Source organism: Agathobacter ruminis, assembly GCF_002735305.1.
GTDB classification, from domain to species: Bacteria; Bacillota; Clostridia; order Lachnospirales; family Lachnospiraceae; genus Roseburia; species Roseburia ruminis.
On the sequence record NZ_PDYG01000056.1, the window covers coordinates 17463 to 43213 of the forward strand.

The following is a 25751-nucleotide window of genomic DNA, read 5'->3' on the forward strand; positions in this document are numbered from 1 at the left end:
GCGATGTTTAATTTTGTAGCATTTATCCCTACCGCAGTGCAGCAGGGAATTCCACTTTTATATGGAAGTACAGGCGAAATCCTGACACAGAAGTCCGGCAACCTGAACCTTGGTATTCCGGGTGTCATGTATGTCGGCGGTATTTGCGGTGTCATCGGTTCCTTCATTTATGAGAACCATGCCACAGGCGCACTCAATCCGTTCCTGGCCATCATGATTCCTATGGTATGCTCATTGCTTGGCTCTCTTTTGATGGGACTGCTCTATTGCTTCCTGACGGTAACACTCCGTGCGAACCAAAATGTAACCGGTCTGGCAATGACTACTTTCGGTGTCGGCTTTGGAAACTTCTTCGGCGGTTCTCTGATCAAGATTTCCAAGCTCGATGTTCCATCCATCACATTGACCAAGACCTCTGCGTTCTTCAGCAAATCATTACCATTTGCCGGAAAGCTCGGATGGTTCGGAAAGATTTTTCTTTCCTATGGATTCCTCGCTTATTTGTCAATTGTGATTGCCCTGATTATGGCATTTGTATTCAAGCATACCCGCACCGGTCTTCACCTGCGTGCGGTCGGTGAGAACCCTGCGACTGCGGATGCAGCCGGAATCAATGTCACCAAATACAAATATGTGGCTACCTGCCTCGGCTGTATGATTGCCGGTCTCGGCGGTTTGTATTATGTAATGGATTATGCAAGCGGCGTATGGTCCAATGATGCATTCGGCGATCGCGGATGGCTTGCGATTGCACTGGTTATCTTCACTTTGTGGAAACCGGATTTAAGCATCTTTGCTTCCATCCTGTTTGGCGGTTTATATGTACTGTATCTGTATCTGCCAACCAACATGGCTCATATGGAATATACAGAACTTTACAAAATGATTCCTTATATTATCACACTGCTCGTACTTGTATTTACAAGTGTGAGAAACAAGCGCGAAAATCAGCCACCTGCCAGTCTTGGCACCAACTATTTCCGCGAAGAACGCTAAAAAAACTCCCATACCAAATGGTATGGGAGTTTTTTAATAACCTCGAGGAAAGTATCTGCTCTTTAGTATTCCTCTTAGGAATGGGTAGTATAACTTTTGTCTATTATTTTCCTATTTTTTCTGTTACTTTTGTCATATTCGAGTATTGAATCTCCTCGCAAAAGGTATTAATATGTCATTTGTGTTTTCTTAAACGATTTCGTAAGCCTACTTACTGAATCGTTTTTTGCAATAGAAGGATACCTAATATGAAGAAAAATGTCATTTTTCTACTGCTCGCCGATCTCATCTGGGGCGCAGCCTTTGTGGCACAGCGAACCGGCGGAGATGTTGTCGGAGCATACAGTTTCAACAGCATACGCAATATTATGGGATTTCTCGTGCTACTCCCGATATTGCTCATCGGTCGCAGAAGAAAGGCACAGCAGCCTCTCCAAACCGGGAAAATCATTCTCGGTGGCATCATCTGTGGCACCGCACTTTTCTTTGCAAGCAACTTGCAACAGCTTGGTATCACTATGGGTTCTTCCGTCGGCAAAGCAGGATTTCTGACAGCCTGCTATATTCTCCTGGTTCCGATTTTTGGATTGGTGCTCGGCAAGAAGACCCATTGGAATGTGCTGATAGGAGTATTCCTTGCCTTGATCGGCCTCTACTTTTTGTGCATGACAGAGGGTTCGTTCCGGGTACAGACTTCTGACATCTTACTCCTGCTCAGCGCGGTATCCTTTGCGGTACAGATTCTGGCCATTGACCATTTTGCACCGCAGGTCGACGCGATTTTTCTTTCCGCACTCGAGTTTCTCGTGTGTGGAATTGAATCGGCGATTCCTATGTTTTTGTTTGATATCGCACCGGCTCCGCAATCCTGGTTGCATGTTCTAGCCTCATGGGAGGCATGGATTCCGCTTTTGTATGCGGGAATCTGCTCATCGGGAATTGCATACACGCTGCAGACAGCAGGACAGCGTGGTCTTCATCCGACCGTCGCATCCCTGATTATGAGTCTGGAATCGGTATTTTCGATTCTGTTTGGATGGCTTTTATTGCACGAACGGTTATCCTCTCGCGAAATCGCCGGATGCATTACCATTTTTGTTGCAGTTACAATTGCGCAACTTGTACCAAGTGAAAAAGACCGGATTACAGAACCGGCATAAAATCTTCGGAATCAGCGCATACAAAGCCATCGATTCCGTTTGAGATTGCAGATAGAATCTGCATTGCTGCCTCATGACCGGATTGTGGGAATGAGACATAAAATAAATGAGTGATATGATGCTCACGCAAAAATGCATTGCTGAAATCATCGCGCAAATCGCATTCGATGGCTTCAATATCCATTGAGCATTTTTCACCGATGATTACTTCTAATACGCCGGCTTCAAGCCAGATTTCCACATCGAATTCGTGCGGAATCAGGGATTTGATTTCCGCAACAGAGAGCTCTGAAGCGGCCATGATGAACCATCCGCTTGTGATGGTGATTGTTTTCTTTTTTGATTTGTTTTTCATAATTTTGTACCACCCTTTGTAACCCGTAAATGATATTTTTATTGTAGCATAAAAACTGATTTATCGTGCATTATGCACTGACATTTGGTATACTTTTTAATGTATTAAGTAATTGGAGTACTACATGAGATATTTACGCATTGACCTGGTGTTTCCCGGCATGATGCTGGGCGCCGATGTCCTGGATTCGGAAGGGCGAATCTTAATTTCCGAAAATACAGCATTAACAGAACAATATATCGAGCGATTGATATCTCTCGGAATTCCGGCAGTCTATGTTGAAGACAAACTCTCTGCCGGCATCGATTTAAAGCCGCCGATCCCGCCGGTTCTTCGTTCCGCAGGATTAAGTGCTGTTCGAAACAAAGATATTGACACTTGTCGGCTTATCGCAAAGCAAATTGTAGACGAGATTATTGCAAACGGGTTCCACAGCCTGGATATGCAGGACCTGCGTACCTTTGATGATTACACATTCGCGCATTCCGTAAATGTAGCAGTTATGGCCTGTGTCATCGGTTTTGGTATGGAGATTCACAATGACCAGCTTGTAGATCTGGTATTTGCCGCCCTGTTGCATGATATCGGTAAGCTTGATCTTCCGGCAGAGTTATTAAACAAGCCGGATATCCTCACCAAAGAGGAATATGCGCTTGTCAAGACGCATCCAACACTTGCCTATGACATGATTTACGACCGTCTCGACATCTCTTCCAATGTGAAAAATGCGGTATTATGCCATCATGAAAATTATGACGGCAGCGGATATCCAAAAGGATTTGCGCAGGATGAAATTCCTTTCCTGGCACGCATTATTCATGTAGCAGATGTCTATGATGCCTTAACCAGCGAGCGTCCGTACAAACGCGCCTACTCGCCATATGCGGCCATTGAGATTTTAAAAGGCGGCGCCGGCACAATTTTTGACCCGGCAATTGTAGATGCATTTTTGAAATATATCCCAATCTATCCGAAGGGAACCGAAATTCATCTGTCAGACGGCACTGTCGGTATTGTCATCGAGAATTCCGAGGAACACAATCATCGTCCGATTATCCGCTGCATGGAAGACTTTGCAGAGATTGATTTGAGTTCTGCAGAATATCAGGATATCATCATCACACAGCCAAGCGCGCAGGATTATCTGGATTTGATTGAGGAAGAAGAACACCGCAGAGAAATGACCTCACCGCTGACGCGGTATCGCATTATGGTTGTGGATTATACCGGAGATTCCTTCCGTGAAATCTCCGAAAAACTTGGTTATCTCTATGAATTCCAGTGGGTCAAGAACGAAAAGCTCGCAGAGGGATATATTCAGCGAGACGGAAGACCGGACATGTTGCTGGTCGACATTGACGGACTTGAGATGTCCAAGGAATCCAACCAGCTGTTGGTAAATCTCCACATTCTCGAAGAGATTCCCGTCATCGTACTCGGCGGATACCGCGACACCACAAGCATTATGCATTTCCGCAGTCTCGGCATTCAGAATTATGTACTCAAGCCGTTTAATATCATTTATTTACAATCCGAAATTCGCAATAAATTGCGTATGTTTTCATAAAAAAGCCCGGCAGCTGCCGGGCTTTTACTTTTTAACCGTTCTTCATTTCTTTTAACAGGGTCTTCATCAGATTGCGTGTCTGCGGTGAAAGCCTCGGATAGCTGAGCAGAATCTTCAGCGCGTTCCCGAAGCGCAGATTGTTGATGTCATCAATCCTTGTAATCCCGTTATTTTTCAACACATCAAACATCTCTGTGATGACCATTTCACGCTCCTCAACCGGAACCGATTCGACCAGGGTATTGAATACTTTGGAGGATTTTTCGGAGAATTCGCTCGCCGCTTGCCCCCGTGCAATCCCGGTCGCTGTCATTTGCCAATTGTCACATTCATGCTGCGCAAACCCGGTCTCATAACTGCGAATCATCTGTCTGTCCCCATATGATGCATGATTGAGATTTCCGATCACGCAGTCTTCCGGCACAAAACTTTTCATGCGGCTTTCAAGCTCCCGATATCCCTCTTCCGTCTCAATTGGATAGGCAAAGCCCGGCGCATCAAACAGATACAATGCTTTGATTTTGCGTCGCAGTTGCGCCGGCAGTCTGCAACTTGCATATACCGCCTGCAAACCACCCTTGGAATGTCCGATGACCGTTACTTTCATAAAAGACCGATTTATGGCAGATTCCAGATAGTCCTTACATTGAAGCAGCCCCGGCGCATCATAGCGATAGAGATAAATAAAATTCTCTTTCCAGGACAACATCGAGTGATCCGTTCCCGGGAAAGCCACGATACTGTGAAAACGCGACAGCCGGAATGTAACCGCATAGACGGTTTTCTCCTGTATTTCGTCGATATCGCGCAAATAACGGCCGATTCGCACTTTCCGGTAGCGAATACTGTCTGCCATCTCAAAGAGGGCTTTTTCGCGCATATGCGCCTGCTGATCCCCCTGTGGATAGTATTTGTCCCTGTATCGCGCAGCGGCCTCCGAAAGCAGCGGCCAGTCTTCACAAAGTCCCGTATAATCCAGATACGAAATCATGGAAAAGGCCACATAATCCGCTTCGTTCCAGGCCATCTTTGAAGTTGGAATGTCTTTTCGATACCTCAAATAGGTAAGGATATTCTCCATTTATTTTTTCACTTTCTTCCAATGCGCATACAATGTAATATTCTTGGTATTGTAGATGCGGCTTGCCTTTGTAATCTTGCTGCCGCCCTTTTTCTTGGTATACCAGCCGGTAAATTTGTATCCCGTACGCTTCGGTGTCGGAAGCTTGCCATATTTGCCACCGTTTCTATACTTTTTGGATTTGGTGGATACTTTTCCCCCGTTTGCATGGAATTTGACTGTATAGACCTTGCCCTTCCATCGTGCATACAGCATCATCGGCTGCTTGGCTGTGATCTTCGTCTTCGAAGTCACCTTGGTTCCTTTCGACTTCTTGGTATACCAGCCCACAAATGTATAGCCGGTACGCTTCGGAGTTGGAAGCGGACCAAAGGTATATCCGGTTGCACCAACCGTGCCCTGCTGTGTCATCTTGCCGCCACAGGCATCAAATCCGATAAAAATGGCAGAGCTGTCTGCCGCCTTTGACTTACTGATTGTGCTCTCTTCCACAAAGACAATACGGCTGGACTGAATTTCTTTATAAGATGACTCCCACATGCCCTGGAAATATCGATGCCCACCGAACTTTAATGCAACAGCGCTACCGTTGTATGTCTTGGTCGGCGTTGCCTTTTTTGCGAAAGCGGTATTGGCAACGGAATAAGTCATTTTCATCTTGGAGAAGTCGACAGGTCCATCGTAATTTATCACCGGTTTTTTCATTGCAAAATAATAATTGCCCTTTGAATTCTTTGCGACTTTCACTTGCAATGCCGGCAGACGCAACGCATACTGTTTCTTTTGCACCGTCTTTGCCAGCGGCACATGGGAAGTATTCAGCCATGACGGATAATTGTCATCCGTATGGCTCTCGTAACTTACAATGTCATCCTGACAGATTCTTTCGATTTCATCAATGGTCGTATTATAAAACAAGCGCAGAATCAAACCGGAAACATCATCATCCCAGGTTGCATCCACGACATACCATTTGCCGCCGATATAGACCTCATTCCATACATGATTGCCGCCCTCACTTTCATCAGAAGGCATACAAAACGCATAGCAATTGACAATATCAAAATAGCTGAGCATCGCCACCATCGCTTTGGTATATCCTGCGCATACCGTCTTGTGTGAAGCGATAATGCTATAAATGCTCTGGTTCATATCCACATAATCGTACGAAACCAGATCACACAGATAATCATGGATTTCCATCTCCACAGCAAACTGCTGCTTCACATTGGATGAAGAATAATTCGGAACCGTCTTCTCGATGTCATGCACCCAGCTGTTCAGGAAATAGCGCAATTTTTCTTTTCCTGCTTTCAGCTTTGCTTTGGTTCCAAAATTATCATAAACCAGCAGCATTGCCACACCGCTGTCTACCGAAAAAATACTGGTATCCAGGAAAAAATATTGCGGATTTGCATATCCAAACAGGAAAACCACCTGTTCCGCCTGTGCTTCATTGATGGTGTAATAATCAACACGTTGTGTCATATAATAGACATCACTGCCGTCCTGTGTTTTGATTGGCGCCGTTTTTCCAAGCAGCAGATTCATGCAGACACGGTCAAGTTCCCTCCAGAGCGCTCTCTGGTTGCTGTTCAAAACCTTTTTGTAATAATAATCTGTTGTAAATTGTTTCCAATAGGCCTGCTCTGTTTTCTGGTCATATCGGGCTTCAAACGATTCCTGTTTGTAAGCCTGCGTCACCTTTGGTGCTTTCAGATGCAGGTTGGTTGGAGTTGCCAGACCGGTGTGCAGTTCATGCGCAACCATCGGTTCCCTCTCTTGTGCCTGCGCCGGAACCACCGGAAATGCAAGCGTTGCGATCAACAGACCACACAATAGTTTTTTCATGATTCTTTTCATAATAAACTCCCGTCCTTTACTTTTTTATTTTTACGGATTTCTTTGCACTCCATGATCCGTAAATTTTCTTGCCGGTTGAGTCAGTTTTGTATGCGCGCACCTGGAAATAATATGTCTTTCCTTTTTTCAGACTCTTAAAGGTGCGGCTGAGCGTAGAGGCACTCAATGTCACCGTCTTTGCGCCCTTCATATTGCTGACCGTCGCGTAGCGAATCTGATATCCTTTTGCCCCGCTCACGGACTTAATGGTCACAACCGCCTTTCTGGTCGCTTTGTTGACAACTTTTGCGATTGTCCCCTTTGCCACGGTCACTTTCTGCCAATGCGCATACAGCGTCGTCGTTTTTGTAATCTTTACTACAGAGTTTGCTGTAACCTTCGTGCCGCCTGTTTTGGCCGTATACCATCCGAGGAAGGTGTATCCTGCGCGTGTAGCCTTCGGAAGCGTGCCGTATTTTGCAAGATAGGTAACCGTCTTGGAAGCACTTGACGATTTCCCACCATTGCCATTGAACTGCAATTTATAAGAATTGACCTTCCAATGTGCATAATAGGTTGCAGCTCCTGTGACAAGTGTGTCGACTGATACCTTGGTTCCTCCGGACTTTGCTGTATACCATCCGAGGAAGGTATATCCCGTGCGCGTCGGAGTCGGGAGTTCAGAAAGTGCAGTATCATATTCGCATTGTCTGCTTCGACTTGCTGTTGCAAGTGTACCCCCGTTCGGATCAAACGAGATGGTATATTTCACGGTTTTCCACCTTGCGATTAATTCCGTGCAAGGCAGCGATACCGGTGAAGAAGACAAACACTCTGCAAGGGTTTCATTCAATTCTTCCGGCGTATCATACACATCCTCGGAATTATACATGGAATTTCCCCATGCAACAACTTCATATCCCAGCTCTTGCAGTGTTGGAATTGTAACCTCCGTGGCAGTCAGCGGAACCTCAATGAATTGATCGCTTTTGCGATGCTCATATCCGCCATTCAAGAAAAATAAGATTGACCCTGTTCTGTAATAGCGGTCATCGAGACAGACAATTCGACTGTCCCTAGTATTATCCTCACCATCGCACCACATTGCAAAAAGCTTTTGATTTGCAGATAAATCATATGTAAGTTGCGCATTCGAATTCATGATACTCATATCACTTTGCGCAGGCTTTTGTGTCGCGGCACTGTCCTGCCATGCGTAATATGCATCTCCCCTGGTTTTGATTGTAACCTGAATATGTTCCAGTGTCCCATGCGCCTCAAATTTTGGTGCTGCCAGACGATATTGCACTGCAGTCGACCACTCACCTTCTGCCTCTGGCACAAGACTTGCCGGCAGGTATTCCGGATATGCATCCTCTGTATGCGTGCTATCGTTAAGCTTTTCATTGGTTGTATTCAAATATGTCCTGTTAATATAAGTATCGCCGTTTGAATCGTCCCAGGTAGCATCCAGTACATACCAATTTTCGCCGATTTCCACCTCATTCCAGACATGCCCGCTACTAAAAACCACACAATTGGTAATTCCGTAATAACTCAGCAGCGCAGTCATCGATTTCGCATATCCTGCGCATACTCCATAATGGTCAAACAAAACCGAAATCATACTCTGGTTATACCACTCATCTGTATAACTATAATCATACGAAATTTCATCACAAACCAGATCATGAATCTCTACTTCTACATCGAATTGTTCCTCAGACGATGCATTTAACGCATCATAATCCGGGAAAGTCATTGCGATATCTTCAGTCCACTTTTGGAGCATGGAGGCAAAATGTTCCGTCACCATACTTCTCGTCTGTCCATTGCCAAATGGTGTATATAAAATAATTGTCATCTGACTCGGAGTATTCGAAAACCAGTTGCTCAGGAAATAATATTGCGGATTGGAATAAGTAAACAACTCAATGACCTGCTCTGTTTCCAATTCCGTCAGCTCATTGGCTGTCACCGGTTGCAACAAATAATGCTCATTTCTGCTGTCATATAAAATATAAGCGCTATTTTCGTTGAGCAGGATATCCATACATTCCACATCAAGCTGATCCCAGGCCTGCTTTTGTGCCTCACTCAGCTGCGTATAATAATAATTGGAAGAGTAGCGCTTCCACTGCGTCGCCTGCGCATCCGAGCGGTAGCTGCGCTTCCGATATCCGGACGTCTGCTCGAGATGATCAAAGTCGACATTTACACGCACCGGACCCTGATAGCCACCTGTTTTTTGTTCTGTTGTATCTTCTGTCTGTTCCTGCTCGCCTGCAAAGAGCTGCATCTGTGGCAGCGCGGTCGCCACCATCGTCATGGCCAGTCCTAGTGCGAGCAAGCGCTTTTTCAATTTCTTCATCTATTTTCCATCCTATTCTGACGATTCATCAAAGTGTCTCATATCTTATTTTACAATGAGAGCCCTTCAGATGCAATCACTCATATTTGTCACATACCATCCACACCACCATATACCTGTCAGCCTCTCAGCCTCCCCGCCGCCGCGCTCTGCCTGTCGGCGCACACACACGGCTTTCGAAAGCAAGATTCTCAGTAAAGCCGCGCACCGCATCTTTGATTGAGGCTGTTCTTTCAACTATTTGCACTTCTCCCGCACAGTCTTTTCTACGCAAACACACAACCATTTGTAGAACTTTCCTGGGCCATATAGACCGGTTGAGGAACATCGTTGGAAGTGCGCTTAGTAAAACAGAAGCCGATTTTGCGAAGCACTCGATACGAGCCGCCATGGACGGCGGCGAGAGTCGAAGGCGTCCCGGACGGACGCTCTGAGACGGTGTCGAGCGCTCAAAACCGGCTTCGTGGTTTTACTTAGCAAGCGGACAGTGTTCCTCAACCGGTCTATATGGACAGGAAAGCGATACGAAACACAATAAGGTGTTTGCGACGAAAAGACAGTTTGTCGAAGTGCAAAATCGGTGAAAGGACAGCCTCTTGAAGCGCTGCTTACGGCTTTGGAGAATCTAAGCTTTCTCGCCTACCGTATGTGCGCCGACAGGCAGAGTGCGGCGGCGGGAAGGCTGAAGGGCTGAGAGGTAATAGGCATAAGGAGGATGGTATGTGACAAAAAACCCACCGCATCGCGAAGTGCGATCGGTGGGTAAAAGATTAAGACTCGTGATAAATTTTGCGAACGGTTTCGACTTTGATGGTGTTGGTGTTTCCGGTCTTGCCACCAACCTGGCCACCGGTCAGGACCACATTGTCTCCGATCTTTAAATCGAGGATTCGTGTCGCATGCATCATGGCATGGAAGAATAAGACATCGATGGATTCGTATTCCTCGCATAATACAGGGATGACGCCCCAGGAAAGCGCGAGCTTGCGATATACCTTCGGGGAAGTTGTCGCACCGATGATCTGAATCGGGCTGCGGAAGCGGCTGATCATGCGCGCTGTGATACCGCTAACTGAATTTACGACAATGCATTTTGCTTCCACATCAATTGCCATCTGACAGGTTGCATGCGAGATCGCATCGAGAATATTGCGGTTGACGAACTCCGTATTCTTGAAACGGTTGTCATAATGAATATGCTCTTCTGTATATTCTGCGACCTCGGCCATGGTACGAACTGCTTCCACCGGGTATTTTCCCTGTGCAGATTCGCCGGAAAGCATAATTGCGGAGGCACCGTCATAAACTGCATTCGCCACATCCGAGATTTCCGCGCGCGTCGGACGCACATTGGTAATCATGGACTCAAGCATCTCGGTTGCAATGATTACGCGCTTTCCGAGAAGACGACATTTCTGGACGATTTCTTTTTGGATTGCAGGCACTTCCATAAATGGAATTTCTACGCCGAGGTCCCCTCTTGCAACCATAATGCCATCAACCACTTCCGAAATCTCTTCGATATTTTCTACGCCGGAGCGATTCTCAATCTTTGCAATAATATCGATGCTTTCTCCGCCATGCGCATTCAGGAATTCTCTCAAATCCAAAGCATCCTGCTTGGTAGAAACAAAGGATGCCGCAACATAATCCACATCCTGCTCAATTCCAAACAACAGGTCCTTCTTGTCCTGCTCGCTCAAATAAGCATTGCTCAATACTTTTCCCGGGAAATTCATGCTCTTCTTGTCCGAAAGCACGCCACCTGCTTCCACGGTGGTAAATACTTCATTTCCCTTGATTTTGTTTACCTTGCAGACAACCAGACCGTTGTTTACCAATACGGTATCGCCAACTTTTAGATCTTTTGCAAAATCCTTATAGCTGACGGATACGCGTGTTTCATCCCCTTCTACCGCGTCGGTAGTGAAAACGAATTCCTGCCCCTCTGCAACGGTTACTTTGTGCTCTTTGAAGGTTCCGATACGGTATTCCGGTCCCTTGGTATCTAACATAATTGCGATTGGAAGTCCCATTTCCTCCCGCACTTTGCGAATCATCTTAATTTTTCCCAACTGTTCTTCATGGTCTCCATGAGAAAAATTTAAACGGGCAACATTCAGCCCCGCCTCACACATCTGACGAAAAATCTTCTCATCCGAACTTGCCGGTCCAATCGTACAAATAATCTTCGTTTTTCTCATAATATTTTCCTCTTTCTAGTCTCTTTTCATTCCTGTTTTTCCAATTTATTATACATGATTCTTTTGAATTTCTCTACTTATTCCAAGCAAAACAATCCTTGACTCATTCAAAAAAGGATGTGAAATATTCACATCCTTTTTGCACTACTCTGCTTTGATATATTGGATTACTTCCACTTTCGTGGAAAGAATTGAAAACAGACAGCTCAGATAAACCGCCATAAAACTTGCAGATATCGCATAAATGAGCAGACTGTATGCGGTGATATGTATCACCCATGTATCATGCATGACCCAAACATAAAATATTTTGACACCACCAAGAATTGCCATCGAAATCGCAAATGCCAGCAATATGTCACTCAAAAATACAATCAATGACTCCAACAGAAACTGTTTAATGATTTGCATTTTGCTTGCACCCAATGCCCGCTTGACCGCAATCTCATATTTTCTTTTTGCAAGGGAATTCATATAGCAACCGACCATATTGATCCCAAGAATTAGGATTAACATGATTGTGATGACCATTTTTGAATCGATTGCGCGGATTATTTCTTTTTTCATTTCCTCCTTTTCGTCGTAAACAGAGGAATACCGAAGTCCAAGATCACGCGTATAGGCCTCGATTTCCTGCTGATGCGGGGAATAGATAATCATTGTGCGATTGTTTTTCTCCCAGTCACGAAATGTCTTCTCTGACACAAACGCATTTACATAACAATAATCTATGCCATCGTCGTGCATAACAGCAGATGTATCGCTCCAATCCTTCATCACTCCGGTGACCTTTAATCGCTTTCCTGCCACATCCAGATAGTCTTTTTCGCCCACTTGATCCATGATATCCGAAAGTGTCTTGCAGATGATGATCTCATTCTCGCCCACAGAAAAGGACTTTTCTCCATCCAGCATCTCTGCGCGCTCTCCCAGACTCCAGTAATACGCCCAAATATGATTTGGAATAACCTGCACTTCCAGGTTAATTCTGGCATCTTCAAATTGATGATCATAGAGCGAGATGCCCTGTATCTGTTCCGTACAATAATAATGCGTATCCGACATTTGCTCTATCTTATTTTTGAGCAAACGCTCTTTGGCTTCATCAGACCGATCAAAACCAGCCGTTGATATATAGTGCGATTCATGCATGATATGTTTGTACTTATTAAATATTATGGAATCATCCAATATCATATATACGCCAATTGCAGTAAATGTCAGCAAAACCGTAATCGACAAAAGGAGATATGTTTTGCGATGATTCCAAATCTGACTCAATGCTTCTTTCAGCATATGCTCAATTTCCCGTCTTTTAAATAAATTTTTTCATCTGCATAATCTGCAACTGCTTCATCATGTGTAATCAATACAATTCCTCGCCCGTTTCGATGCTCGTGCAAAAGGATTTCCATGACAGCATCTCGGTTATGCGTATCAAGATTTCCGGTCGGCTCATCCGCTACAATCAGAGAGGGATTCAGAATCAACGACCTTGCAATTGCAACACGCTGCTTCTCCCCACCGCTCAGAGCAAATGTCCCTTTCTCCAACAGATGCGAAATTTCCAGCCGATCCACAATGGAAGAAATATAGGTATCGATTTCAGCCTGTTTCATTCCTGCATACATTGCGGGTAAAATAATATTTTCATAACAGGTCTTTTCCGGAATCAGATTATACGATTGATAAATAAATCCAATATAATTACGTCGCAAAAGATAATAATCTTTTCCCGGCTCTATCTTTTGTTGATTAAACAAATATTCTCCCGCATCATATCCTTCAATCAACCCGAGAATATTCATCAGAGTCGATTTACCGGATCCGGATTTGCCACAGATTGAAATGAAACTGGTATTGTCAATCCGTAGCGACACGCCGTTTAAGACACTCTGGCTGCCGTATCCTTTTTTGATGTTGCGGAGTTCTATTTCAATATCCTTGATTTTCTTCATCCTGGTCTACCACATCCGCATATCCGGAATCACAATACATGCCTTCTTCAATTCCATCGCCGGAAACGCAGACATATTTTTCATCCGCATATCCGAGTTTCACTTCTTCTTCTGATACAAATTTGCCATTCTCATCAACAATGCGTACATAATAGCTGTTTCCTCTTTGATAAACGCAATTTTTCTCTACCGTTAACGCATCATGATAAACAGTTCCGGTATAGAGCGTATAATTCGTAAGTTCCTGTCCATAAATCATATGCATATCTTCCGGCATGGAAAGTATCATATGAAACATCCCATCGGTAATCATTTTTGATTTTTTGACAATTTCAAATGTGTCGCCCTGTTCATTTTGGAATTTTTTTCCACTAATCACCCCATATTTATCTGCAGGCAAATCCAGTTCCAAAACCAGCTGGTCAATATCCAGACAGGTAAGTGTAATCTTATCGCCATATTCAATGTCGGTGATTTCGCCATCAAATTCCGCAGTTGTCCCATCATCTGCAATGAGCTGTCCGTTACTAATCTCATCTCCGACCTTGCACAAGAGTTTCGCGCGATTGTTCACAGTAATATCACGATATGTAATAGATGACGCTTTCAGATCTACAACATAATATTCGTACATTTCCTGCCGTTCAATCGTCACCGCCTCTCCATACGAGCTGACTTCAAAGGAAAACTCCGTATCCTCTGCGTAGCTTTGCTTCTCAATATTAGAGATGACAATCACACCAATCATTGGAATCAGATACAGGAGAACTGCCAAAAATACAAGAATCGCTTTTCCTATTTTATTCATATTGCTCCTTATATCCAAATTTATTTAAATACATATTCAATATATCGATATGATCCACATCATATGCATATAATTCATATGGTGTTAGTGTATAAGCTTTTGCAATAATCAGGATATTCAGCTCGCCACTCGTGTCTTTGCAGCGATATCCTACATCCAGCGTAAACGCATAATATCCACCGATTTGTTTCGTTAATTCTTCCATTTCGCCAATTGCGTGAATGCTCACGGTTGAATGCGGTGGAATCACAATCGATTCACCCTCTTGATACTTGACATTCATCGAAGTCCCATCGCTGTCCCAGGACACTTCCGCTTCTTTTAGCTTTACGGAACCCGGTCCGGAAATAGAGATTTTGTCAATGGTCAGCTCCTCCTCATCTGTAACAATGCACTCTTCCACAGACGAATCAAAATAACCTTCGCGCGTTGGTGTCAAAGGAATATAATCCAATCCACCGATTTTTTGAAATGCACTATGTTCCCCAGCCAGTAGTCTACCTATGTGACTATGTAAACGCTCGTTAAAGTCAAATCGAATGGAACCAATATCAAAGGAATAATGCTCATTCTTATATTTGACATCCATCGTTGTTATTTCATAATTCAAATTGTCCGCATAGGACTCATCTAACATATTAAGATGTACATTGACATCATAATGATAAAAAGCAGGAATATTTCGTGCCTCTAACAGTTCCTGGAAACCATCAAGTGGGATTTTATCTGAATAATCGCCAAAATGTGATAACCCAATTCCATTATAGGCGCATAAAAGGGCATAACCGAAATTCTTGCTTTCAGTTGGAGACTGTTCAAAAACAGTCACTTCATACTTAATATCACTATCAAAGGAGACCTCAATTTGATTCACATCAAGTTCTTCCAGCGAATAGAGCGACACTTCAAAATTTTGTGAAAAATATTCATCGGTAAAAACCAAATCACAATTTCTTAAATCGGTTAAAATTGTTTGATGATATTCCGGTGTAATAATCGCGCTTTCTGCTTCAGTTGTTGGAACATCTGATACAGTATTTTTTTCACTTTCATCTATATTTTTTGCACATGCACACAACAAACTTGCTACCGATACGATTATAATTCCTTTTTTTATCCTATTTCGCATAATTATGTTCATACCTTCCTGAAGTCTGTGGATCTTTTTTTACTTCCAAGGTTAGTTTATCAAATGTCTTTTTTTATCACAAGGTAACTTTTTTTAGTTAGGTGTCGTTTTTTTATACAACAAGAAAGCTATCGCGCGAGTGCGCATCCATAGCGGAGCGCTTTTTTTGATATAGGAATTGCGGAGAAATTTCCTATATCAAAAAAAAAGCCGTATGACGCTGAACTTTAGCGTCATACGACCTTTGTAGGAATGAGAGTGAGGAGGCTCGAACTCCCGACAACTTGATTAAAAGTCAAGTGCTCTTCCAACTGAGCTACACTCCCATATGAACAGGGCTAGTTGGATTCGAACCAACGAAATGCAGGAATCAAAATCCTGTGCCTTACCGCTTGGCGATAGCCCTTTAAAGTACCAACCGGCTATAATCGGCACTTCCATGCTAAAAATAGCAAAGGGTGGATACTGGGATTCGAACCCAGGGCCTCCAGAGCCACAATCTGGCGCGCTAACCAACTGCGCTATACCCACCATATTATTCTACTGAATGTGCCCGAAGGGATTCGAACCCCCGACCCACGGCTTAGAAGGCCGTTGCTCTATCCAGCTGAGCTACGGACACATGCGCTTCCAACCGCGTGCTGTTGATGATAAAATACATCAAGTATCCGCTTTTGAAAAACGAAAGCGGGTGATGGGAATCGAACCCACGTATCCAGCTTGGAAGGCTGGTGTTCTACCATTGAACTACACCCGCATGTCGAAAGCTATGAAATTTAAAATTGCTGAATCGGGGTGACAGGATTCGAACCTGCGACCCCCTGGTCCCAAACCAGGTACTCTAGCCAAACTGAGCCACACCCCGATGTACTCCGCATCACTGCTTCCCCGTGACGCAAGTAATATAATACATTCAATCGCTCTGAATGTCAACAACTTTTTTAAAAAAAAATCAATTTTTTTTCATGGTTTCTTTCAGCATGTCTCTCATCGCGCGTAAAGCCTTGCCGCGGTGGCTGATTTCGTTCTTTTCCTCAGCCGAAATTGCAGCCGAAGAGCAATCATATCCATCCGGGACAAAGATTGGATCATATCCAAATCCATTCTCTCCATCTGCCTGAAATCCAATCGTCCCTTCCATCGTTTGTCGTGTCACAAGCACTTTCTTATCCGGAAGAACCGCTGCAATCGCGCAGACAAATCGCGCGGTACGCTGCTCCTTTGTGGTTCCCTCCAGGCGATCCAGAATTGCCTGATTCTTGATGGTATAGCTGGTATCCTCACCCATGTATCGTGCAGAATAAATTCCCGGTTCCTTGTTCAGATAATCGACTTCCAGCCCGGAATCATCTGCCAAAACAATGGCATCCGTATGCTCAGCAATGGTACGCGCCTTGATTGTGGCATTTTCTTCAAACGAAGTGCCATCTTCCACGATATCGACGAGAATGCCCTCTTCCTTCATGGAAACCACTTCCACATCCATATCTTTCATAATCTCTCGCACTTCACGCAGCTTGTCCTTATTTCCTGTTGCAAATACAATCTTTGTCATGTGTTAAAATCCTTCCTCAAATGCCTGCACCATTGCATTGTAAATTGCGCGGGCGGCTTTCTTTTGATATTCCGGTGTAACCAGTTTATTAAATTCATCGCGGTTGGTCATATATCCGATTTCAACCAGCGCAACCGGGCATTCGGCCGTTCGGATGATATACTTGCTATCGCCCTCAACCAGTCCGCGTCGATTGCTGCCCAATTCTTTCAGCAAGTGATTCAAACACAATTCCGCGAATCGTTTGCTGTTATGTTCTGCATTGTCTGATTGACTGTATAATACACTTGTACCATTGATATAGCTCCAATGGTCCGATTGGTAGGCATTGTTATGCACACTGATAAACAGGTCCGCATGTGCCGCATTGGCCAGACGCGCACGATCCTGCAGGCTCACATCCCACTCGTTTAAACGGGTATAATATACGCCAATATTCAGGTCGCTGGCATCCAGCAGTTTCTTTAACTGAAGCACAATTGCAAGATTCAGTTCAGCCTCATCCACCCCGGCCATCGTCGCTCCCCCCTTTGCTCCGGTACCATGTCCGGCATCCACCACAATCACCTTGTCATAGATATCATGCGGATCCACAAAAGTCAGATAGACGCTTCCCTTTTCAAATTGATGTTCCACTTCGTACAGACGGCTCATCTGAATCGCCATCACACCGACTCCATCCTCGGTATAATAACCGATTGAAGAAATGGTATCACTACTGCCCTGCAGACTGTATTCAGAAAAATAGTCTGCGCAGGTTGTCGGAAATTTCACATATACCGTCTGCTCGAGATAATGATTCTCAACTGTCACTGCCGGTCCTGCGACGTCGTCCGGCAATTCCATCTTTAATTTTCCCTGTAATTCTTCCCGGTTCTCCACAACCGTTTCCGGCGCTTTGCTGTTTGCGAGCTGTTTTGTCCCCGGCGAAGATTCATCCTCCAAGTCTTCTACCACCGAATAGCTCATCTGAATCATAGGATAATAGTGCAAAAAGATAAATGTTGCAATCATGACACCCAGAATCACTACCGAAGACCATCGTAATATTTTCTTTTCTATCATCGATCATTTGTAAAAGCCTTGATGCACAAATTGCAATCCTGCTTTTCCTTTACATTGATGAAGGTCTTGCCATTATAGCTGATATAACCTTCTCCATCTTTTAAATCTACATCCTGCAATGCCTCATTGCCGGAATCATATTCGATTGCCAGCGGATGCAGGCTGTCAGGCGTCGAGATATATAATAGCACCGCATACTCGTCTCCCTCATTTACCGGAACAGGATGCTCAAAATCAATGGTATAATAACCGGCCTGTTCCAGGGATCCTGCGGCTACTTTTATTGCATTAGAAAAGCTTGCAGTATTCTTAAAATCCGATACCACATACAATTCATATTTGGAATTGGCACCTGTCGCATAAAATGATGCGGCAGCCACTTCCTCATCATGTTTTGCCGTAAACACATTGGCCCCGTAAATGGATTCCTTTTCATATCCAATCTTGCCTACCCATCCACACAGATCGCTCTGATAGATATGATCATAGTTGTCTACAGACTCCAAACGACTGTAGACCACATTGTGTGTTCCGATATTGGTATCATAATAGGATACATAAAATATGCCTTTATCCCCAAAGTTTTCGCCCCAGCTGTTCTGGCAGATAAATGCGCCATCTCCCTCGAGGTGCGTATTAAAATTTTCTTTTGGATAATTGTCATCCCATCCGATAATAACGACATCATGATTCGGTTTTCTGGTACCGATATAGCAGTAAGATGCCGTAGCGCGATTGTAGTTATCATCGCTTGCATAAGCGCTTTGAATGGTGCTGTAGAGGGAGCTCTGCACACCTCCGTAAAGGAATACCGCCTTTTTGATGGCCTCATAATCCTTTCCGTCAATCACGCGCATTTCCTGCACATGTGCAACCGGTTTGAGCTTCGTATCGGTCTTGGCATCTCCGTATGGATCATCCTTTTCATAGACCGGTCCCTGCCATGCAGCCAGATAAGCCATTCCCATGGTATAATCACCACCATCATACAAATTCACATGATAGGAGTTTGCCAATACCATATGGTCTACAGAAAAAGTACTGTTCTTTTCCGGCAAAAGCGATGATTCCAGTGCAGAAACGGCCGCAAATCCCCAACATGTTCCGTATTGTAGCTGATTGCGCACAGACGAAATCCGCTCGCGCTCACGCAAATCATACTTTGCCGGAAACATCGAACTACTGTCGGAAGAATCCGCAGTCACATATTGGTTATCTGCCATATCAAAATTAGATGTATAATCCAGTAAATCCGACAGGTCATTCAGCGCCAGATAAAACTGCTCATCCTTTTTCACAAGTGGTGTCGAAAGATCCACACGCTTGCCGTTGACATCCGCCTGCTGGTCGCCCAGCGTAAAGGAAACCACATAATCATGCTTTTCTACCAGAACCGTCTTCTCGCGATACACATGGATGCTGCAGTTCATCGAATCACGCAGAATCCGGATTGGCACCATAATATTGCGGTGGCTGTCCATATAGATATCCATGGATACATTGCTGAATTCATGATTATCAATCAGGACGCGCAAATTACCCGCATTGACAGATTCTGCCACCAGCGGATCCCATACTTCCGGTTGCAGATTTCCGCCTCGGAAATCACTCAGTGAAGAGGCATCAATCGTCGTAATATAAAATTTTCCAAAGAACAGTAATCCAAGGATTACCAGAAAAAATAAATATCTCTTTGCAAATTTCATGGTCTATTTTCTCTTCGGTGGTTTCGGTCCCATAAACTGATAGAAATAAGTCTTAATCATACCATTATAAATCTTACGGTTCTTGTCTGCCTTGCGGCCGACATATTTTTCCGCATCTTCATAACTCGTAATCATATACATCGACCAGGAATCCAGTCCTCTGTATACATCTCCAATCTGGGTATACAAATACGGCAGGTCTTCCTTATCTTCCAATCGCTCTCCATATGGAGGATTGGTAATGATGAATCCATATTTTTTCGGATGTCGCAAATCTGCAACTGCTCTCTGCTGAAAATGAATCAGATGGTCTACGCCTGCCCGCTGTGCATTTTCGCGTGCGGCTTTTACCACTTCCCCATCGATATCATATCCCTGAATATCCACATCGACATCCGTATTGATCTGATCACGCGCTTCCTCGACGGTATCATACCACAATTGTCGCTCGATCAGATTCGTCCATTGCTCTGCCGTAAAATCACGATTCATTCCCGGTGCGATATTGGCAGCCATCATCGCTGCCTCAATCGGAAACGTACCGCTTCCGCAAAACGGATCGACCAGAATGCGATCTGCATGCCAAGGAGTCAGCATAATCAATGCAGCCGCCAGTGTCTCCGTAATCGGTGCACGACTGCTCAAGGTACGATATCCGCGCTTATGCAGCGAATCTCCGGAAGTATCCAGTGCCACTGTCACTTCATCTTTCATCAAAAAGATGCGTACGGGATATGGCGCACCATCTTCCGGAAACCAGTTCACATGATAATGTTGCTTCATGCGCTCAACCATCGCCTTTTTTGCGATAGACTGGATATCGGATGGCGAAAATAATTTGCTCTTAATCGAGGATGCTTTTGTCACCCAGAATTTGCCGTCCTGTGGGATATATTCCTCCCATGGAAGCGCTTTGATTCCTTCAAATAATTCGTCGAATGTCTCCGCATGGAATCTGCCCACCTGCAAAAGTACACGTTCTGCAGTCCGCAAAAATACATTTGCGCGGCATATTGCTTCCGCATCCCCTTCAAATGTAATGCGCCCGTCTTCAACGCGGGTAATCTCATATCCGAGATCATATATTTCTCTTTTTGTCACTGCCTCAAGTCCAAAATGACAAGGCACAATCAACTGAAATGTCTTCATATTTTCCTGTCTTTTCTATTTGCGCTTTCCTACACCGGACACAAAATATACCACAAATGCCGCCGCAAGCGTTGCAAGAATCATTGCAACAGATTCGACAATCCATCCATATGCCTTATAAATTGCATTCAGGATGTACATATGCGGATAATTCGGTCCGAGGAAAAACATATTGCTCGCTCCGCGCGATATGTCCTTTGTAACAAAATTGATCACAATCGCGATTACAGCTGCCAGGAGATACCATACTGCTGCCGGGCGGAATGCCTGTACGCTGCGACTCTTTGCACAGCTCATCATCAGATACAATGACAGCATCAGCAGAATCCCGTGCCATACGAGCGATTGAATCGTCAATAACAAGTAAGGATAAAATGAGCTTTCCGGAACAATCAAAGCTGCCGCCCCGCCCAGAAATCCAAATGTCATCAAAAATACATCGGCAGTATCACGCCCCTTTTTCATATGCGGATATGCCAAAGTCACATATAATGGAATGCTGCACAATTGCCACGGAAAATCCGACCATCCGTATGAGCCACGGACATGTGTCAGCAGACACTGTTTTAAAATTTCAAACAAAAGCAAAACAACCGAAAAAGTTGCAATCACACCGGCTCTGCTCGCGCCTGTCTTTGCAAACAAAAATGCCACCAGAATTGCCGACACTACAACAATGGCTGCAATTTCAAAATGTTCTATCGAATACGGCCTGATCTGATGCATCGGAATTGCAAGCAAATCCATTGTTTTCTCATAAAATTCCAACATTCTTTTGCTCCTTTATGCGTTCCACGCATCCACCTGGGCTGTCAGCCAAGCAATCCATTCATCAAAGCCTTCCCCGGTCTTCGCAGATACGAAAAAGATTTTTGCATCCGGATTCAGGTCATGGATATGTGAAATGACGGCCTCATCATCAAAATCAAAATATTCTCTGGTGTCAATTTTGTTAATCAATACTGCCTGGCACACTTCAAACATCAATGGATATTTCAATGGCTTGTCATCCCCTTCCGGAATAGAAAGGATGGCTACATTGCGTGATGCTCCGGTATCGGTTTCTGCCGGGCAAACCAGATTGCCTACATTCTCCAAAAAGAGCAGATCATATTGGCTGGTCTGAAATTCTTCGATTGCCTGTGCGGTCATCTCTGCATCCATCGCACATTCTCCACCGGTGTGAACCTGGATGGAGGCGACGCCGGCATCTGCCATGGTCTCGGCATCTACAGTCGCATCGATATCCGCTTCCATGACTCCAATCTTATATTTTCCGTTCAATTTTTCGATGGTTTTTAACAGGGTGGTCGTCTTTCCGGCTCCCGGTGATGCCATCAGGTTGACCATAAAGGTCTTGTCTTCTTTTAACTTTCTGCGCGTCTCCTCAGCAATTGCATCATTGATTGCATAAACGCTCTGATGTACTTCGATTACTTTCATATTCTCATCCGTTTCTTCTATAATTAATAGCTTTCATTATGAACAGTTGTTATATGAACTGTTTCAGCCCTGTCGTTTCAGATTTATGACTGCAGCCTGCGCACTTCCTCCGCAAGATACGCACACCACGCATCCACACCCTCTCCGGTCTTTGCCGAAATCGGGAATACTTTTGCCTGAGGATTTCTCTCATGCACATATTCTGTCACTTTATCCAGATCAAATGAAAATGCCGGTAAAGCATCCATCTTGTTGATCAATACCACAGAACATTTCTCGAATACCAATGGGTATTTCAACGGCTTGTCATGTCCTTCCGGCACCGATAAAATCACTACATTCAGCTGTGCGCCGGTATCAAACTCTGCAGGACATACGAGATTGCCCACATTTTCCAGGAAAACGACATCGAGATTCTCACAGCCGAGCGCACGCATCCCCTGTCGTGACATGTCTGCATCCAGGTGGCACATTCCTCCTGTATGAAGCTGCACGGCCGGAATTCCCGCATCCGCAATTTTCTTTGCGTCCACATCAGAATCAATATCTGCCTCCATCACGCCGACACGAAACTGATTCTTCAGTCCGCGGATGGTTGCCAGCAATGTGGTTGTCTTGCCGGATCCCGGCGATGACATCACATTTATATATACCAATTTCTTTTCCGTCAATTCTTTGCGAAGCACCTCTGCATCCGCATCATTGTCTTCCAAAATTGTCTTTTTTAAATCGATAATCCTGAATTATTCACGAGGGTAGGTCCTGCATAGGATCCCCACCCTCAGACATGTAATTTTATTATATCATAAAAACATGAATATCGTTAATATCTACTTTATAAAACATAATGAAATTACACAGGACCTATTAGACGCTGCCGGCAACGCAATCGCACCACACTATACCAATGCCATCTCCGCGGTCAAAAATCAAAAAAGAAAAGTGGAATTGTATTGCAGCGGAACCTTGTTAAAAAAATGCCTTCAGATTACTTCCGACGAGCAGTTTTGCATCGATGAAAATGGATGCCTTTCCTATCCGGACGGTTCAAGGAATTTTTGTCTTTCACACGCAAGGGATTATACGATTTTAGCCGTCTCCGATGATAAAAACATTCTTGGCGCTGACATCGAAGAAATCCCTGATAATCTTTCGGAAAAAGCAAGACATCATCGCGAAATCACAGCAAAGCGCGTACTCATACCTTCCTTACTTTCAGAATATTATGCAGCATCATTAGACGAGCCGGTTGTATTTTCCCGCCTATGGACCACCGTGGAAGCGGTATTAAAAGCTGATGGATCCGGCTTTTATAAAGATCCGCTCAAAAACCCAGAGCTGTTTGATACCTGGATTTGCAAACATATTAAGCTAGCGAACCACATGATTGCTGTTGCCATGAAAAATGACGACTTTACTTTGAAACTGAATCATATTGATTAAGAAATCAAATTTATAAAACAAATGCACACCCCCATCCGTTTATCAACAAATAGGGGTGTGCATTTTATTTGCAACATACTATTTTATAAAAGGAAACTTAACCCTTAACGCCTCCTAATGTCATTCCTCCAACAATATGTTTAGAAAGAATCAGGTAAACAATAATTACCGGGAAGATTGAGAACGCGATTGACATATATACGGCACCCATATCAAATGTTGCCCAGTCGGTATTACGAAGTTCTGCAATCAGAATTGGTAATGTTTTCTTTGTTTCCGTATCCAATACCAAAGTCGGTACGAAGAAGTTGTTCCAACTTCCTACGAAACAGAAAATAGCCTGAACGGCGATTGCCGGTTTCATAAGCGGAACGACCATGGTATTAAAAATTTTAAACTCACCGGCTCCATCAATTCTTGCTGCTTCAATTAAAGAAAGCGGAAGTGTGGAGTCCATATACTGTTTCATATAGAAGAAAGTAACCGGCGCTGCAATAGACGGAAGAATCAATGCCCAATGGCTATCTCTAAGTCCGATATTTCCAATCAACTGAATAAAACCAAGCGCAGATACCTGCGTAGGAATGGTCATAATCATAAGAATCAAGGTAAATACCGCTTTACGAGCCTTAAACTCATAAGCATGAATTGCATAAGCCGTCATGGAAGAGAAATATGTACAGAGAATTGCTGACATAGTTGCAACAAATAAACTGTTAAACATTCCTCGTACAATCGGGATTGGTCGATGAATCATGGTTTCCCAATTCTTCAACAAATACGTTCCCGGGACAATGGTAAAACCGGTTCCCAACTCACTGTTTGCTCTGGTTGCATTAATAAAAAGAATAAAGAACCAGATCAGACAGAAAAATGATAATAATATTAAAATGATATAGGCTATGGCTCTTCTTGTGTGAATTCCCAAACCTTTGCTTGTCGTATTGTTTTTCATCCTGTACTCCTTTCTACTTTACATTTTTCTCATTGCTTACTTTAAATACAATGAAACTGAGAATTCCTGTAATTAAGAACAAGAGAACAGAAACCGTTCCTGCAAGTCCAAAGTTCTTGCTATACAAGTGATTATTTAAGTACATAATCAATGTCATAGATGTTTCCATTGGATTTCCTTTTCCGTTTGTAAGGACACTAGGAACATCAAACATTTGTAATCCACCGATTAATGAAGTAATTACTACATATACTAAAATCGGCTTCAAAATCGGAAGTGTAATGCGGAAAAATTTCTGCGTGGATGTCGCACCATCTACTTCTGCCGCTTCATACAGGGAAGGATCAATTCCGAGCATTCCGGCCAACAAAAGCAAGGTTGTATTTCCAAACCACATTACAAAGTTCATTAATCCAACCAATCCTCTGGTTGCTGCGATATCATTCAAAAATGCAAATGGTTCTTTTAAAATATGAAGATTTACCAAAATAGAATTGACTGGTCCACCTTCAGAAAACAAAGTAAAGAATAACATTGCGAAAGCAGATGCCATGATCAAGTTCGGCAAATAGATAACTGTCTTAAAAAATCCTGATGCCTTAATGCTTAATCGTTTATCTGAAAACCAAGCTCCTAATAAAAGGGAGAAGAAAATCTGCGGAACGAAACCAAGTACCCACATAATCAGAGTATTTCTCGCATATTTCCAAATCAAACCTGATGTAATAATCGTCTTAAAATTTTCAATTCCAATAAAGTTTGGGCCAATCTGCTGGCGGCCTGAACGATAATTTTCAAAAAAGCTATTCCAAAATGTACCAAACAAAGGAATCAGCTGAAATACAATAAATGTTACAAAAAATGGAATCAAGAAAATGTAGCCCCAGCGATTATATTTAACCACATTGCTGCTTTTCTTCTTCTTCATAATTTTGCCTCCTCATTCTCTAAAAATGCGCCTGCC

General features: G+C 43.8%; 22 protein-coding genes and 6 tRNA genes. 4 read left to right on the top strand and 24 right to left on the bottom strand.

The annotated features are described in order from the left end of the window. The first annotated feature begins 3 nt into the window (after positions 1-3). Together CSX02_RS08040 and CSX02_RS08045 are read left to right on the top strand one after the other, a co-directional pair. A complete protein-coding gene (locus CSX02_RS08040; protein ID WP_031545941.1) occupies positions 4-996 on the top strand; it encodes an ABC transporter permease in 993 nt (330 codons plus the stop codon). A 248-nt stretch (positions 997-1244) separates the two neighbouring features. Further along, on the top strand, positions 1245-2156 hold the full coding sequence (locus CSX02_RS08045) for a DMT family transporter (RefSeq protein WP_099386285.1): 912 nt from the start codon (positions 1245-1247) through the stop codon (positions 2154-2156). Here the strand turns inward: CSX02_RS08045 and CSX02_RS08050 are convergent. Then, positions 2140-2511, bottom strand: a complete 372-nt coding sequence (locus CSX02_RS08050; RefSeq protein ID WP_099386286.1) for a hypothetical protein — start codon at positions 2509-2511, stop codon at positions 2140-2142. The genes CSX02_RS08045 and CSX02_RS08050 overlap by 17 nt on opposite strands. A 124-nt stretch (positions 2512-2635) precedes the next feature. On the opposite strand from CSX02_RS08050, the gene CSX02_RS08055 reads away from it, so the two are divergent. After that, complete coding sequence (locus tag CSX02_RS08055) at positions 2636-4078, top strand: HD domain-containing phosphohydrolase (RefSeq protein WP_099386287.1); 1443 nt, start codon at positions 2636-2638, stop codon at positions 4076-4078. A gap of 31 nt (positions 4079-4109) precedes the next feature. On the opposite strand, the gene CSX02_RS08060 is transcribed toward CSX02_RS08055, so the two are convergent. The 21 genes from CSX02_RS08060 to hypB (CSX02_RS08160) form a co-directional block, all read right to left on the bottom strand. After that, a complete protein-coding gene (locus CSX02_RS08060; protein ID WP_189281437.1) occupies positions 4110-5138 on the bottom strand; it encodes an Mbeg1-like protein in 1029 nt (342 codons plus the stop codon). Positions 5139-5159: 21 nt separating this feature from the next. Then, complete coding sequence (locus CSX02_RS08065) at positions 5160-7010, bottom strand: InlB B-repeat-containing protein (RefSeq protein WP_189281439.1); 1851 nt, start codon at positions 7008-7010, stop codon at positions 5160-5162. 28 nt (positions 7011-7038) lie between these two features. Further along, positions 7039-9372, bottom strand: a complete 2334-nt coding sequence (locus CSX02_RS08070; RefSeq protein ID WP_099386290.1) for an InlB B-repeat-containing protein — start codon at positions 9370-9372, stop codon at positions 7039-7041. 770 nt (positions 9373-10142) lie between these two features. Further along, positions 10143-11576, bottom strand: coding sequence for a pyruvate kinase (pyk, locus tag CSX02_RS08075; protein ID WP_099386291.1), 1434 nt, complete (start codon positions 11574-11576; stop codon positions 10143-10145). Positions 11577-11720: 144 nt separating this feature from the next. Then, entirely contained in the window at positions 11721-12872 is a 1152-nt protein-coding gene (locus tag CSX02_RS08080; RefSeq protein ID WP_099386292.1) for an ABC transporter permease, read from the bottom strand. Next, positions 12866-13534: an ABC transporter ATP-binding protein gene (locus CSX02_RS08085; RefSeq protein ID WP_099386293.1), complete on the bottom strand. Its 669-nt coding sequence runs from the start codon at positions 13532-13534 to the stop codon at positions 12866-12868. The genes CSX02_RS08080 and CSX02_RS08085 overlap by 7 nt, the downstream gene beginning before the upstream one ends. Continuing rightward, positions 13512-14342, bottom strand: coding sequence for an efflux RND transporter periplasmic adaptor subunit (locus CSX02_RS08090; RefSeq protein WP_099386294.1), 831 nt, complete (start codon positions 14340-14342; stop codon positions 13512-13514). Before CSX02_RS08090 ends, CSX02_RS08085 begins: the two co-directional genes overlap by 23 nt. After that, the gene (locus CSX02_RS08095; RefSeq protein ID WP_099386295.1) at positions 14335-15471 is read right to left on the bottom strand and encodes a hypothetical protein; all 1137 of its coding nucleotides are present in this window, start codon (positions 15469-15471) and stop codon (positions 14335-14337) included. The genes CSX02_RS08090 and CSX02_RS08095 overlap by 8 nt, the downstream gene beginning before the upstream one ends. Before the next feature lie 253 nt (positions 15472-15724). Next, positions 15725-15797, bottom strand: a tRNA-Lys gene (locus CSX02_RS08100). Between the two features lie 7 nt (positions 15798-15804). Beyond that, a tRNA-Gln gene (locus CSX02_RS08105) sits at positions 15805-15877 on the bottom strand. Positions 15878-15928: 51 nt separating this feature from the next. Then, positions 15929-16002: transfer RNA gene (locus CSX02_RS08110), tRNA-His, on the bottom strand. 17 nt (positions 16003-16019) lie between these two features. Next, positions 16020-16093: transfer RNA gene (locus CSX02_RS08115), tRNA-Arg, on the bottom strand. A gap of 64 nt (positions 16094-16157) precedes the next feature. After that, a tRNA-Gly gene (locus CSX02_RS08120) sits at positions 16158-16228 on the bottom strand. Positions 16229-16261: 33 nt separating this feature from the next. Next, positions 16262-16336: transfer RNA gene (locus tag CSX02_RS08125), tRNA-Pro, on the bottom strand. 87 nt (positions 16337-16423) lie between these two features. Next, a complete protein-coding gene (gene rdgB / locus CSX02_RS08130) occupies positions 16424-17026 on the bottom strand; it encodes an RdgB/HAM1 family non-canonical purine NTP pyrophosphatase (RefSeq protein WP_031545922.1) in 603 nt (200 codons plus the stop codon). Positions 17027-17029: 3 nt separating this feature from the next. Further along, positions 17030-18091, bottom strand: coding sequence for an N-acetylmuramoyl-L-alanine amidase family protein (locus CSX02_RS08135; RefSeq protein ID WP_099386296.1), 1062 nt, complete (start codon positions 18089-18091; stop codon positions 17030-17032). Further along, positions 18088-19797 carry a lectin like domain-containing protein gene (locus CSX02_RS08140; RefSeq protein ID WP_099386297.1) on the bottom strand — a complete coding sequence of 570 codons (1710 nt, stop codon included), beginning with the start codon at positions 19795-19797 and terminating at the stop codon, positions 18088-18090. Before CSX02_RS08140 ends, CSX02_RS08135 begins: the two co-directional genes overlap by 4 nt. Before the next feature lie 3 nt (positions 19798-19800). Further along, a complete protein-coding gene (locus CSX02_RS08145; protein WP_099386298.1) occupies positions 19801-20946 on the bottom strand; it encodes a THUMP domain-containing class I SAM-dependent RNA methyltransferase in 1146 nt (381 codons plus the stop codon). Between the two features lie 15 nt (positions 20947-20961). After that, positions 20962-21717 carry a TMEM164 family acyltransferase gene (locus tag CSX02_RS08150; protein WP_099386299.1) on the bottom strand — a complete coding sequence of 252 codons (756 nt, stop codon included), beginning with the start codon at positions 21715-21717 and terminating at the stop codon, positions 20962-20964. A 12-nt stretch (positions 21718-21729) separates the two neighbouring features. After that, entirely contained in the window at positions 21730-22389 is a 660-nt protein-coding gene (hypB, locus tag CSX02_RS08155) for a hydrogenase nickel incorporation protein HypB (protein WP_099386300.1), read from the bottom strand. Positions 22390-22472: 83 nt separating this feature from the next. After that, positions 22473-23126 (bottom strand): hydrogenase nickel incorporation protein HypB, encoded by a 654-nt coding sequence (hypB, locus tag CSX02_RS08160; RefSeq protein WP_099386301.1) that lies wholly within the window; start codon positions 23124-23126, stop codon positions 22473-22475. A 76-nt stretch (positions 23127-23202) separates the two neighbouring features. On the opposite strand from hypB (CSX02_RS08160), the gene CSX02_RS08165 reads away from it, so the two are divergent. Next, positions 23203-23832, top strand: a complete 630-nt coding sequence (locus CSX02_RS08165; RefSeq protein WP_099386302.1) for a 4'-phosphopantetheinyl transferase family protein — start codon at positions 23203-23205, stop codon at positions 23830-23832. 97 nt (positions 23833-23929) lie between these two features. Here the strand turns inward: CSX02_RS08165 and CSX02_RS08170 are convergent, their stop codons facing one another. Continuing rightward, positions 23930-24787: a carbohydrate ABC transporter permease gene (locus tag CSX02_RS08170; protein WP_099386303.1), complete on the bottom strand. Its 858-nt coding sequence runs from the start codon at positions 24785-24787 to the stop codon at positions 23930-23932. A 13-nt stretch (positions 24788-24800) separates the two neighbouring features. Further along, positions 24801-25715 (bottom strand): carbohydrate ABC transporter permease, encoded by a 915-nt coding sequence (locus tag CSX02_RS08175; RefSeq protein ID WP_099386304.1) that lies wholly within the window; start codon positions 25713-25715, stop codon positions 24801-24803. Positions 25716-25751 lie beyond the last annotated feature (36 nt).

Coding starts and splice junctions, on each gene's coding strand:
- CSX02_RS08150 (WP_099386299.1), bottom strand. CDS start 21,717: ATGTTGGAATTTTATGAGAAAACAATGGATTTGCTTGCAATTCCGATG.
- CSX02_RS08090 (WP_099386294.1), bottom strand. CDS start 14,342: ATGAATAAAATAGGAAAAGCGATTCTTGTATTTTTGGCAGTTCTCCTG.
- CSX02_RS08080 (WP_099386292.1), bottom strand. CDS start 12,872: ATGCTGAAAGAAGCATTGAGTCAGATTTGGAATCATCGCAAAACATAT.
- CSX02_RS08040 (WP_031545941.1), top strand. CDS start 4: ATGTTTAATTTTGTAGCATTTATCCCTACCGCAGTGCAGCAGGGAATT.
- CSX02_RS08170 (WP_099386303.1), bottom strand. CDS start 24,787: ATGAAAAACAATACGACAAGCAAAGGTTTGGGAATTCACACAAGAAGA.
- CSX02_RS08135 (WP_099386296.1), bottom strand. CDS start 18,091: ATGATAGAAAAGAAAATATTACGATGGTCTTCGGTAGTGATTCTGGGT.
- CSX02_RS08065 (WP_189281439.1), bottom strand. CDS start 7,010: ATGAAAAAACTATTGTGTGGTCTGTTGATCGCAACGCTTGCATTTCCG.
- CSX02_RS08045 (WP_099386285.1), top strand. CDS start 1,245: ATGAAGAAAAATGTCATTTTTCTACTGCTCGCCGATCTCATCTGGGGC.
- CSX02_RS08070 (WP_099386290.1), bottom strand. CDS start 9,372: ATGAAGAAATTGAAAAAGCGCTTGCTCGCACTAGGACTGGCCATGACG.
- CSX02_RS08095 (WP_099386295.1), bottom strand. CDS start 15,471: ATGCGAAATAGGATAAAAAAAGGAATTATAATCGTATCGGTAGCAAGT.
- CSX02_RS08145 (WP_099386298.1), bottom strand. CDS start 20,946: ATGAAGACATTTCAGTTGATTGTGCCTTGTCATTTTGGACTTGAGGCA.
- CSX02_RS08055 (WP_099386287.1), top strand. CDS start 2,636: ATGAGATATTTACGCATTGACCTGGTGTTTCCCGGCATGATGCTGGGC.
- CSX02_RS08050 (WP_099386286.1), bottom strand. CDS start 2,511: ATGAAAAACAAATCAAAAAAGAAAACAATCACCATCACAAGCGGATGG.
- CSX02_RS08165 (WP_099386302.1), top strand. CDS start 23,203: ATGAATATCGTTAATATCTACTTTATAAAACATAATGAAATTACACAG.
- CSX02_RS08140 (WP_099386297.1), bottom strand. CDS start 19,797: ATGAAATTTGCAAAGAGATATTTATTTTTTCTGGTAATCCTTGGATTA.
- rdgB (WP_031545922.1), bottom strand. CDS start 17,026: ATGACAAAGATTGTATTTGCAACAGGAAATAAGGACAAGCTGCGTGAA.
- hypB (WP_099386300.1), bottom strand. CDS start 22,389: ATGAAAGTAATCGAAGTACATCAGAGCGTTTATGCAATCAATGATGCA.
- CSX02_RS08085 (WP_099386293.1), bottom strand. CDS start 13,534: ATGAAGAAAATCAAGGATATTGAAATAGAACTCCGCAACATCAAAAAA.
- CSX02_RS08175 (WP_099386304.1), bottom strand. CDS start 25,715: ATGAAGAAGAAGAAAAGCAGCAATGTGGTTAAATATAATCGCTGGGGC.
- pyk (WP_099386291.1), bottom strand. CDS start 11,576: ATGAGAAAAACGAAGATTATTTGTACGATTGGACCGGCAAGTTCGGAT.